Here is a 10,328-nt window from a genome sequence, read left to right on the forward strand (position 1 = left end):
CGGCTGCAATGTCAAAGACCAGCGGCTTTCAAACGTGCGGCGTGCTCAAGAAACAACCCCACGGGATTGGCTCCCTTGCCCACCAGACCGAGGTGCTGGTTGACGATATCGAAATGGTCGAGCGGGTAGTCATCACCGATGACAGTGCCCAGGTGCGAACTGAATCGCCCGACCATGCCATCAGATTGACCCCGCTCTTTCGTGAACGTGCGAGCGAATATTCGGCAGGTGAGATTAGTGGTATCGAACCGGTTCTTACCGCGATCCGTTCGCCCTGGCTGCAAGGTGCCCGACCAGGAGTAATAGCGCACGCCGTTGACCAGCTCCTCGCCCTGCCCGCCCCATGTTTTCGGCAATCCCTGAGGAAACAACGTGTTGAAGCGTGCCACGCCGCAAGTGGTCAGCGAGTGATGCGCGGCATCGACATCGGTGGGCAGCCGGGTTCCGCGGTAGCCCGTATCCAGCAGGCCCATGAGCAAGGTGGTCAGGCGAATCGCCGCGTTGACCAGACGTCCTTTGACGGTGTGGGGGGGATAGTGCGCTTCCAGATAATCCGCCAGTTCCGAGCCATGGTTGGGTCCGGCAACGGAGGTGACCGACGCGACAAGGTCGGGACGAACCCCGGCCACGTAGCGGATGGTCAGGGCGCCTTGGCTGTGGCCGATCAGGTTGACCTTCGCAGCACCGGTTTCCCTTAGGATTTCCTGTACGCGCGCCAACAGTTGCTCGCCGCGTATTTCAGTGGAGTTGACCGCCGAGACCATTACCGGGATCACCGTCGCCCCGCCCTTGCGCAGCGCCGGCACGATGCCGAACCAGTAGGGATATACCACCAGTTTCACGAATCCCAACAAACCTGGAACCAGCACGATCGGATAACGCGTGGCCTGTTCTTGCGTCATGAGCGACTGATCCTTGTGCTGTATTTTTAGAAGCGCGGTTGCCCGCGAAGGCCTCTGGCTGGCGACGGCTTGTTGCGCTTGCATCGACAACTTCGTGAGAAAGCGCGCCCATACAGACACTAGCCGCAAACCATTCCTCAATGATGACAAATGCGTGTAATGCCCCATCGCCATCAATTCGATCGAACTCTTTCACTTGCCCACCGCTCATAACTGCATCGGCCAGCGTGGCCTTTCCTGTGGAGTGACGGTTATGTACAAGCAATCTCTGGCAGTCGTGTTTGCAATGGCCGCAATGGCCGGCTGTACGTCGACAACCCTGCAGAACCCGGTGGACTTCGCGACCTATCGCAATGAGCCGCTGGTCAAGCAAGTCGACACCGGCATGACCGAGCAGCAGGTTCTGACCATCGGCGGCGAGCCGTCCACACGCTTGCAGCGCAAGGTGCATCCAGGCACCTGCAACAACTACATCCTCAACAAAGAAGGCCATCAGCAGGCCTACTACGTGAACTTCGACGCCAATGGCCGTGTTGACAGCAAGGGCTTCATGACCTGCGAGCAGCGTGAAACCAACGAGAAAACGATGTAACACGACGCAAGCCCAGCGGTTGGAGTGGCGGCGCGGCGGCGACCTCGAAAACAAATAAAACTTTTGCCCGCGCAAGCCACTCACACCTTAAGACCCGATCTTGCCGGGCCGCTGTCAGGCATCACACGGCAGCGACATCAAGAGCGAGACGGCAACCGGATTAGCCCCTGGAGATAATGATGAGCGAAGTACAGCAATTGACCGACGTCAGTACCCTGCGAGAGCGCGCGCGCCACAACGTTGAAAACGGTGCCGTGACCGAAGGCTACGACGGCGACCGTGAAGAAATCATTCGCCTGCTTAATGCATCGCTGGCGACCGAATGGGTTTGCGTGCTCCGCTACAAGCGCCATTACTACATGGCCAAAGGTGTGAAAGCCCAGGTAGCAGCAGCCGAATTCCTGGAGCACGCCGAGCAGGAAGCCGAGCATGCCGACAAGCTGGCAGAACGTATCGTGCAACTGGGCGGCGAGCCCGAGCTCAACCCCGACCTGCTGTCGAAGAACTCTCACGCGCAATACGTCGCGGGCAACACGCTGAAAGAAATGGTCACCGAGGACCTGATTGCTGAACGTATCGCAATCGACAGCTATCGCGAAATCATCCAGTACATCGGCGACAAAGACCCGACCACCCGCCGGATCTTCGAAGAGATCCTGGCGCAGGAAGAAGAACACGCCGATGACATGGCGGACATTCTTGACGGCCTGTAACGTCGAGCAGCAATGCAAAAAGCCAGGACCTGCGTCCTGGCTTTTTTATGGGTCGCCAATATGTGCACGCTGCAAAAATGTGGGATTGAGCCAATTGTCTTGTACGCGCCCGCGATCAGCCGCGAAGCAGGTGTAAACCAGACGCGGCATTACGCCTGACACCCAGCATTCACCGATTTTGCTGCCAATTCCCGGCAGATCGCGGGCAAGCCACGCTCTTACGCCTGCGGCAGAAGCGGCTTGCCGACAGGATTCACGGCTGTTGGTTTGTCCTGCGCAATTGCGGCTTGTCCGCAGCGTAAGCCGACACCGCACATCTCGGCGGGAGTGAGCTTGCTCAGGGCAGCCATCGAACGAAGGCTGACTTCCAACCACTGCATCTCAACAGCCTGCACCGGCTCCTCCCGGCTAAAGCCGGTCCTACGGTCGCCGCTAGCTTTTCGTAGGACCGGCTTCAGCCGGGAAGGCGTACGTCGTCGATCGATGGGACAGTAAGACAGTTGGCTCAGTCCCAGAGGCTTGATCAGCGCATGTCGAGACTACATGTCGAAACTACTGAACAGTCTTTGGCGCCTTGCCCGAACGCATTTGCTCAAGCAATGGAGCGCACTGGTTCGGTTCGCCGCCACTTGGCGCGACCAGTGCCAGCAAACCGGCCGCGGGGCCTACCGCAGCGCCCAACAGAACCATGCCCGCGCCGCGCAACAAAAGCGGACCTGATTGCACGCCGGCGCTCGGTTTGACGAACGGTCCGCGAACATACAGCGGCGAGCGCAGCGAGAACACGCGGAAACCTTTGGACTCGGGACTGATTTTCATGTCCAGCTGCTCGGTCTTCATATTGGCTGTGCCGTCGATGTAGATGATTGCGTTCTCGGTGTCGAACACGAACAGCCTGGTCGTCGCCAGCCCGTCCTTGATGCCCAGATCAGATGCCGCGCAGTTGATCTTCACTTCCTTGTCGCCGAACAGCCTGCCGACGACGTAGTTGCCCACGTTCAGGCCCGCAATTTCCATCAGGTCGCGGCTGATCGCGCCATCGTTGACCAGCATCTTCAGCTCCCCGTTCGCGGTGCCCAGCAACGCAGCGACCGAGTTGCCCTTGCCACTGATGTCGGCATCGCCATTAAGCTCACCGAAACTGGTTTTCATCGGCTCGAACGTCGGGAACAGCTGCTTGAGCTTGAAGTTGCGGGCCGTCAGTTTTGCGCGACCTTCCAACGGCTGGGTGTGGCCGTTGAGTTTGATATCCGCGTCGAGCTTGCCCCCTGCTACGCCGAAACGCAGTGGCTGCAGGCTCAACTGACCGTCGTTGAGGATCACGTGGGTGTAAAGGTCGGTGAAAGGCAACTCGGCGCTTTGCACAATCTTCTTGCCGGTAAATTCCACGTCAGCGTCCATCGCGCTCCAGCGGTCGGTCTTGAACTCCTCGACAGGCAAGACCTTGTCCGCCGGTTGCTTGCTCTCGCCGCCACGGCTTTTCTGCTCGGCGTTGGAATCGGCGCCGATCAGTGGCTTGAGGTCAGCCATCAGCAGTTGATTGGACACCAGCGCGCCCGTGAGTCTGGGCCGTGGCTGACTGGCGACGAACCCGAGATCGCCATGGATGTCGCTATCGCCGATCTTGCCGTCGAAGCCTTTGTACTGAAACGAGGCGCCCGCCGCATCGTGCAGCCTGGCAATCAGGCGACCATCGGTTGAGTACGGTGGAGAATCGGGCAGCGTCACGCCGGTCAAGGGGTACAGGTTCCCCAGGCTGTCGCCGGACAGCTTCAGCCGCAGGTCCAGTTCGCCCAGATTCTGTGGGTCGGTGACAGTACCGGCCACGGCAACGCGCGTATTGCCCGCGCTGACATCCGCCTGCACCGGGAACGGCAAGGCTGCGTCCTTGAGCGCCAGCAGGCCGCCCACTTTGCCGGTACCGTTGAGCTTCTGTCCGTGATACTGGCCTTTGGCGTTAAATCCAAATGCGTAGTCCTGCGCCGAGGCACCTTTGTCCTGGACCTTCTTGGCTTCACTGCTGCCGACAATGTCACTGAACGGAATCGGCTTGCCCAATGGATCGATAACCACGTCAACCGCAGTGTTGATCATTTGATCGTTATAGCTGACGAACCCCTTGTCGAACCCGATCGATCCGATATCCACCACCCAGATTGACGGATCGGCGTTGGGGTCACTTTTTGGCAGGTCAAATACCCAGTTGGCACGACCATCGGCCAGGCGCTCGATTCTGGCATTGGGTTCGGTCAGGTCAATGCGCGGAATCACCACGCGCTGGGCAAGCAGCGGCAAGGGCGAGAGGCGCAGTTCGACACGCTTGAGGGTGACCATTTGCGGATTTTTCGACCATTCGGGATTCCCCAGCGCAATGTCTTCAGCCGACAGGTGAGGCCAAGGCACCCATGCCCGCCAACCGCCTTCTTCAGGCTCGCGCCGCCAGAGCACAGCCAGATTGCCGTTGATGGCGAACGGTCGATGCAGCTCTGCAGAGACCTTTTCATTGATGGTCGGCTTGAGCCGGTTCCAGTCGAAGGTGGCGATCACAATGATCAGGATGGCCAGCAGAAGCACCAGAATGGCGGCTGTCCAGGCGAAAATCTTACGGCCTCGCGTCATTGCGTTTTCTCCCCAAAATACCGACGCCCCTTCCTGGCTGCGTCTTACACGTCTAAGCCGTTCGACTGACAAAAGCCCTATGGGTTTGATGAAATCTGGAAATCACTGCTCGTAAAGTTCCGCACGCGCGTGCAAGCCCGTGTCGAACGGGCTGCCCGAAAGCGCTGAAAGCCGCGTCATGCAAGGCCTCGGCGGCTGAATCATTTTTATCGATGGTCACCATCAGCTCTTTAAACTTCTTTATCCGGAGTGCGTCGGTAAAATCGCCAACATGTTCACAGACCACCCTCTTAGAGACACCACGTCATGAAGCGCCAACTGATTGCCCTGACCCTTTCACTTCTCGCCTCGAGCGCATTCGCGATGCCTGCCAGCGAACAGCCCGTGCTCGGCGAAGTGAAATCGGCTCAGGCAGCTGGCTTGCCAACCTTGGCTCAGGACGGTCCGGACCGCTTGATCAACCAGTATCAACGTGTGGCTGGTGACGATAATTGCAACAACCTGGCTCGCCGTTATCAGCGCGTTGCCGACAATGGTCCTGATCGCTTGATTCAGCAATATCAGCGCGTATCCTGAGTTTGCGCTTTCGTGAAACGCCCGGCCCGTGCGCCGGGCTTTTTCATGCCTGAATAAACCCGGTTCGACGCAGCGCAAACGCATTTGTTAGAGTGCTGCCCATCCTTACTTCAGATACGCACGCCTCATGTTGCCCCGCGCCGAACAGAAACAGCAGACCCGCCACGCCCTGCTCGATGCAGCCAGGGGCCTGATGGAGAGCGGGCGAGGCTTCGGCAGTCTGAGCCTGCGCGAGGTGGCCAAGTCCGCCGGGATCGTGCCCACCGGCTTCTACCGGCATTTCGACGATATGGATCATCTGGGCCTGGCGCTGGTCAGCGAGGTCGGCCAGACGTTCCGCGAAACCATTCGATTGGTGCGCCACAACGAAAACATCAACAGCGGTATCATCGACGCGTCGGTGCGCATCTTCCTGGACGTGGTAGCGGCCAATCGCTCGCAGTTTCTGTTTCTCGCCCGCGAGCAATATGGCGGCTCGCTCAAGGTGCGTCAGGCACTCGGTACGCTGCGAGAAGCCATCATCGCCGACCTGGCGACTGATCTGGCGTCGATGCCCAAGTTTCAGCACCTCAATACCGATGACCTTTCCGTGATGGCCGATCTGGTGGTCAAGAGCGTCTTCGCGATGCTGCCCGAACTGATTGACCCGCCTCCTCTCACGCTTGCGGAGCACCTCACGCCCCGCGCCAAAATTACCCAGCAGCTACGCTTCATTTTTATAGGCGCCAAGCGCTGGCAAGGATTGGGCAGCACCGAGTAACTCCCCCCTGTCGCAACGGCGGGATTTCTGCGAGGTCCTGTTGCTTGGTAGAACGCCCTTAATCAGTGCATAAAAACCCTCACGGCACCAAAACCGCCCACGCCTGCGCCCCATCCTCAACCACATCTGCAATGTCTGTAGGCAAATTCTGTCTACGCTGCCTGTTGGCAAGCCACTTGCTCTACCAATCGCATCGCACATTGTTGGAATTTTCCGATGCTGGTGATTCATAAACGAATCGAACCCCAAGCCGAATGGGCCGCCGAGCTGCATTTGAATTTCGAAGCCCGGAGCAAAAGCCGTCTGCGCTGTTTCAGTGCCGAAGGTGAAGATGTCGGGCTGTTCCTTGAGCGCGGTCAGCAGCCTTTGCGTGACGGCGACTTTCTTGAAGCTGAGGACGGACGCGTGGTGCGTGTCTGCGCTCGCCCCGAGCAGCTCATGCATGTGACCTGCAGCAGTGCATTCGAATTGACCCGCGCCGCCTACCACTTGGGCAACCGCCACGTGGCATTGCAAGTCGGCGACGGCTGGCTGCGACTGCTCGACGACTACGTGCTCAGGGCGATGCTCGACCAGTTGGGGGCAAGGACCGAGTCCATCGAAGCGCCGTTTCAACCGGAACACGGCGCCTACGGCGGCGGTCACCACCACTCGCGTGCGGGTGAAGAGGACTTCAATTACGCGCCGCGCATTCACCAGTTCGGCGTACGCAAATGAACAAGGCCTGGGCGCTGCTGCGTCTGGCCAGTCCGCAGCTGCCGATCGGCGGCTACAGCTATTCCCAGGGACTGGAGATGGCGGTGGAACAGCACCGGGTCACCGATCCGCCCAGCGCCGCGCGCTGGATTGGCGATCAGTTGCTGCTCAACCTCGCGCGTTTCGAGGCCCCGCTGTTGCTGGCTCACTGCAATGCCGCGGCGCAAAACGACTGGGCCGCTTTGATGCAGTTGAGTGAAGAACACCGCGCCAGCCGCGAAACCCGCGAGCTGCATCTGGAAAGTCGCCAGATGGGTTATTCGCTCCAGCAACTGCTCAATGGCCTGCCTGAACTCGATGAGCCGGCGCGAGACTTTCTGCAGCGGATCGGCGAACCGCATCTGGCCCTCGGCTGGGCGCTGGCCGCGCGAGCCTGGCAAATCAGTCCACAGGATGCGCTGGCGGCGTGGCTGTGGAGCTGGCTGGAAAACCAGCTCGCAGTATTGATGAAAACCCTGCCGCTGGGCCAGCAAGCCGCGCAGCGCCTGACCAGCGAGCTGTTGCCGTTGCTGCAGAACGCCCAGCAGAACGCCTCGGCACTCGATCCCGAACACATCGGCAGCGCCCCGTTCGGCCTGTCGTTGGCAAGCATGGCGCATGAGCGGCAATACAGCCGGCTGTTTCGGTCCTGAGATGCGGGTCCTGACCGTCGCACCACCACGAATCGCAAAAAAAGATCAACGGAGAGCACTGAATGAACAGCCAACCCTTGCGTGTCGGTATCGGCGGCCCGGTCGGATCGGGCAAGACCGCGCTGACCCTCGCCCTGTGCCTGGCCCTGCGCGAGCGCTATAACCTCGCGGTCGTGACCAACGACATCTACACCCGCGAAGACGCCGATTTTCTGGTGCGTAACGAAGCGCTGGCGCCCGAGCGCATTATCGGCGTCGAGACCGGCGGCTGCCCGCACACGGCGATTCGCGAAGATGCGTCGATCAATCTTGAGGCGGTGGACCAACTGAATCGCCGCTTCGAAGGACTGGATCTGATCATCGTCGAATCCGGTGGCGATAACCTGTCGGCGACGTTCAGTCCTGAATTGTCGGACCTGACGATCTACGTCATTGACGTATCAGCCGGGGACAAACTGCCGCGCAAAGGGGGTCCGGGGATCTGCAAATCCGATCTGCTGGTGATCAACAAGATCGACCTGGCGCCGCTGGTGGGTGCGTCGCTGGAAATGATGGACCGCGACACCAAAAAGATGCGCGGCGACAAGCCGTTCGTGTTCAGCAATCAGAAAACCGGCCATGGCCTGGAGGACATCATCGCCTTCATCGAGCGCCAGGGCCTGCTGACCGCTGCCTGATTTCATCCATTCCAAGGCCCTCAAGGAAAACCCTTCATGTCCATGAACTACAAAAAATTCCTCGGCGCAGCCACGTTGTTGCTTGCCCCCGCTCTGGCGTTCGCGCATCCGGGCCACGATGAAAGTGGTCTGGTTGCCGGCATTAGCCACCCGCTGGGCGGACTCGATCATTTGCTGGCGATGATTGCTGTCGGCCTGTGGGCCGCGCAGCAGAAAGGCGCCGCCCGCTGGGCACTGCCGTGCACATTCGTCGGCACTATGCTGATCGGCGGCCTGCTGGGTTTTGAAGGCCTGGACGTGCCGGGACTGGAAAGCGGTATCGCGGCCTCCGTGTTTGCGCTGGGCCTGGCAGTCGCGCTGGCCGTGCGTCCTCCACTGTTCATGGCTGTCGGTGCAACGGCCCTGTTCGCGATGTTCCACGGCGTGGCGCATGGCCTGGAACTGCCTGAAATGTCGAGCCCTTGGGGCTATGCCCTTGGATTCGTCGGCGCAACCGCTGCGCTGCATGCGGCGGGTTATGCCGTTGTGCGCTTGCTGCCGACCGCCGCCGCACCGATCGTTCGAGTAGCCGGTGCAGTGTCGGCGGCTACCGGCGTGTGGTTGTTTGCCGGCTGATCTGAAAGGACGCTAATCCTGTAGGAGCGTTGCTTGTCCCGCGATCTGGCGCGCAGCGGCAGCAGAATCGGATGGCGCGGTATGTCAGGCAGACTGCATGCCCAGGTTTGACGACGACTTCGTCGCCGATCGCGGGACAAGCCACGCTCCTACAAACCGCGCAGATCAATCGATCCGCCATTCACCCCGTCATGCACGCCTCCTGCTACCATGTCGCGCAATCTGACCCCTGCCGTGACGCCATCCGATGCCTGACGCTTCCCTCTCTACCGCCAAGTCCTCACTGTCCGCCCTATTCGCCGAGGTACAACAACACTTCATGCGTGTGGTTGTGCCGTTGTGGCAGGGCCCGGGGTGGAATGCGGAGATGGCGTTGCCGTTCGAGGCGCTTGACGCCCAGCATCAGCCATTGCCGCCCCAGCGCTACCGGGCCATGGCCTGTGCGCGTCAGTTGTTTCTGTTTTCCAGCCTGATAGGTCATTCGGCCGTGCCTGAAGCAGGCGAACGCGCCGCTGCGCTCTTCCGTTCGTTACAGCGGCACTTCCACGATGCCGAGCATGGCGGCTGGTTCTACAGCATCGATCCACAGGGCGCGCCATTGGATCGTCGCAAAGACCTCTACACCCACGCCTTCATCGTCTTCGCCTGCGCGCATTACTGGGGCAAGGTCCGTGAGCCGCTGGTCGAATCGGTACTCAATGCTGCGCTGACGGTCATCGCCGAGCGCTTTGCCGATGGGGACGGATTGTACGAATCCGTGCTGGCCGAAGACTGGTCATCGCTTGACGCTGGCCCTCTGCAAAACCCTTTGATGCATTTGGCCGAAGCGTTTCTGGCCACTCTGGAGGTGCGGGAAGACGCCGACACGCTGGCGGCGCTCGATGCGCTGGCGCAAGGCATGCAGCGGCGTTTCGTTGATGTCGAACTCGGCGTCATGCTGGAGAAACCGCTGGAGGCTGGGGATAACTGGTCGGAGCCAGGTCATCAATTCGAGTGGTTCTATCTGCTGGAGGCTTCAGCACACCTGCGTGGCACGCCCTTGCACGGCTCGCTCACCACGGCATTTGCTCACGCACAGGCGCAGGGTGTCGACAAGGAAACCGGCGCGGTCGCCGCCATGCTGGAAGTGGACGGTTCGGTCAAGGACGCCACCCAGCGCATCTGGGCTCAGGCTGAATACCTGAGGGCGCTGACGCTGCGTCCGGGCAGCGAAGATCTGCTCGCGCGTCAACTGGACGCCTTGCAGCAACGCTTCCTGCATCCCGGCGGCTGGAATGAGTGCCTGGACAGTCAAGGCCGGATCAGCCGCAGCGACATGCCCTCCACCACGCCGTATCACTTGGCGACCTGTTACCTCGGGCTGGCCGAGTACTTCAACGCCTGAGCTGATTTCATGAAGGATCGGGCTCGCTCGCGGAGAGAGGAGTACACCCGCTGGAGATGCAGCGGTTGGAATACCGTCTTCGTGAGCAAGCTCACTCCCACA

The 10,328-nt window shown here is 60.2% G+C and carries 11 protein-coding genes; 9 read left to right on the forward strand and 2 right to left on the reverse strand.

Annotation, left to right across the window (positions count from 1 at the left end; all coding sequences use genetic code 11):
* Nucleotides 1-11: 11 nt before the first annotated feature.
* The gene (locus tag BMZ10_RS17460; protein ID WP_093464953.1) at nucleotides 12-902 is read right to left on the reverse strand and encodes an esterase/lipase family protein; all 891 of its coding nucleotides are present in this window, start codon (nucleotides 900-902) and stop codon (nucleotides 12-14) included.
* Nucleotides 903-1,155: 253 nt separating this feature from the next.
* Here BMZ10_RS17460 and osmE point away from each other — a divergent pair, with 253 nt between their 5' ends.
* Together osmE and BMZ10_RS17470 are read left to right on the forward strand one after the other, a co-directional pair.
* Nucleotides 1,156-1,494 (forward strand): osmotically-inducible lipoprotein OsmE, encoded by a 339-nt coding sequence (osmE, locus tag BMZ10_RS17465; protein ID WP_093464959.1) that lies wholly within the window; start codon nucleotides 1,156-1,158, stop codon nucleotides 1,492-1,494.
* A 176-nt stretch (nucleotides 1,495-1,670) separates the two neighbouring features.
* Nucleotides 1,671-2,207, forward strand: a complete 537-nt coding sequence (locus tag BMZ10_RS17470) for a ferritin-like domain-containing protein (protein ID WP_093464962.1) — start codon at nucleotides 1,671-1,673, stop codon at nucleotides 2,205-2,207.
* Between the two features lie 552 nt (nucleotides 2,208-2,759).
* Here BMZ10_RS17470 and BMZ10_RS17475 read toward each other — a convergent pair.
* Nucleotides 2,760-4,826, reverse strand: a complete 2,067-nt coding sequence (locus tag BMZ10_RS17475) for an AsmA family protein (RefSeq protein WP_093464965.1) — start codon at nucleotides 4,824-4,826, stop codon at nucleotides 2,760-2,762.
* 306 nt (nucleotides 4,827-5,132) lie between these two features.
* On the opposite strand from BMZ10_RS17475, the gene BMZ10_RS17480 reads away from it, so the two are divergent.
* From BMZ10_RS17480 to BMZ10_RS17510, 7 genes are all read left to right on the forward strand, one after another.
* Nucleotides 5,133-5,402 (forward strand): hypothetical protein, encoded by a 270-nt coding sequence (locus BMZ10_RS17480; RefSeq protein ID WP_093464968.1) that lies wholly within the window; start codon nucleotides 5,133-5,135, stop codon nucleotides 5,400-5,402.
* 127 nt (nucleotides 5,403-5,529) lie between these two features.
* Complete coding sequence (locus BMZ10_RS17485) at nucleotides 5,530-6,162, forward strand: TetR family transcriptional regulator (RefSeq protein WP_093464970.1); 633 nt, start codon at nucleotides 5,530-5,532, stop codon at nucleotides 6,160-6,162.
* 216 nt (nucleotides 6,163-6,378) lie between these two features.
* Complete coding sequence (gene ureE, locus BMZ10_RS17490; RefSeq protein WP_093464973.1) at nucleotides 6,379-6,879, forward strand: urease accessory protein UreE; 501 nt, start codon at nucleotides 6,379-6,381, stop codon at nucleotides 6,877-6,879.
* A complete protein-coding gene (locus tag BMZ10_RS17495) occupies nucleotides 6,876-7,550 on the forward strand; it encodes an urease accessory protein UreF (RefSeq protein WP_093464976.1) in 675 nt (224 codons plus the stop codon). Before ureE ends, BMZ10_RS17495 begins: the two co-directional genes overlap by 4 nt.
* A gap of 62 nt (nucleotides 7,551-7,612) precedes the next feature.
* Nucleotides 7,613-8,227, forward strand: coding sequence for an urease accessory protein UreG (gene ureG / locus BMZ10_RS17500; RefSeq protein WP_062378949.1), 615 nt, complete (start codon nucleotides 7,613-7,615; stop codon nucleotides 8,225-8,227).
* Between the two features lie 42 nt (nucleotides 8,228-8,269).
* On the forward strand, nucleotides 8,270-8,842 hold the full coding sequence (locus tag BMZ10_RS17505; RefSeq protein ID WP_093465611.1) for a HupE/UreJ family protein: 573 nt from the start codon (nucleotides 8,270-8,272) through the stop codon (nucleotides 8,840-8,842).
* A gap of 247 nt (nucleotides 8,843-9,089) precedes the next feature.
* Entirely contained in the window at nucleotides 9,090-10,226 is a 1,137-nt protein-coding gene (locus tag BMZ10_RS17510) for an AGE family epimerase/isomerase (protein WP_093464979.1), read from the forward strand.
* Nucleotides 10,227-10,328 lie beyond the last annotated feature (102 nt).

Source organism: Pseudomonas sp. NFR16 (assembly GCF_900108875.1).
GTDB lineage: Bacteria > Pseudomonadota > Gammaproteobacteria > Pseudomonadales > Pseudomonadaceae > Aquipseudomonas.

Bases quoted from the DNA above. Each gene is read 5' to 3' on its own strand.
- BMZ10_RS17485 (WP_093464970.1), top strand. From the start codon at position 5,530: ATGTTGCCCCGCGCCGAACAGAAACAGCAGACCCGCCACGCCCTGCTC.
- BMZ10_RS17510 (WP_093464979.1), top strand. From the start codon at position 9,090: ATGCCTGACGCTTCCCTCTCTACCGCCAAGTCCTCACTGTCCGCCCTA.
- BMZ10_RS17480 (WP_093464968.1), top strand. From the start codon at position 5,133: ATGAAGCGCCAACTGATTGCCCTGACCCTTTCACTTCTCGCCTCGAGC.
- BMZ10_RS17470 (WP_093464962.1), top strand. From the start codon at position 1,671: ATGATGAGCGAAGTACAGCAATTGACCGACGTCAGTACCCTGCGAGAG.
- BMZ10_RS17475 (WP_093464965.1), bottom strand. From the start codon at position 4,826: ATGACGCGAGGCCGTAAGATTTTCGCCTGGACAGCCGCCATTCTGGTG.
- osmE (WP_093464959.1), top strand. From the start codon at position 1,156: ATGTACAAGCAATCTCTGGCAGTCGTGTTTGCAATGGCCGCAATGGCC.
- BMZ10_RS17460 (WP_093464953.1), bottom strand. From the start codon at position 902: ATGACGCAAGAACAGGCCACGCGTTATCCGATCGTGCTGGTTCCAGGT.
- ureG (WP_062378949.1), top strand. From the start codon at position 7,613: ATGAACAGCCAACCCTTGCGTGTCGGTATCGGCGGCCCGGTCGGATCG.
- BMZ10_RS17495 (WP_093464976.1), top strand. From the start codon at position 6,876: ATGAACAAGGCCTGGGCGCTGCTGCGTCTGGCCAGTCCGCAGCTGCCG.
- ureE (WP_093464973.1), top strand. From the start codon at position 6,379: ATGCTGGTGATTCATAAACGAATCGAACCCCAAGCCGAATGGGCCGCC.
- BMZ10_RS17505 (WP_093465611.1), top strand. From the start codon at position 8,270: ATGAACTACAAAAAATTCCTCGGCGCAGCCACGTTGTTGCTTGCCCCC.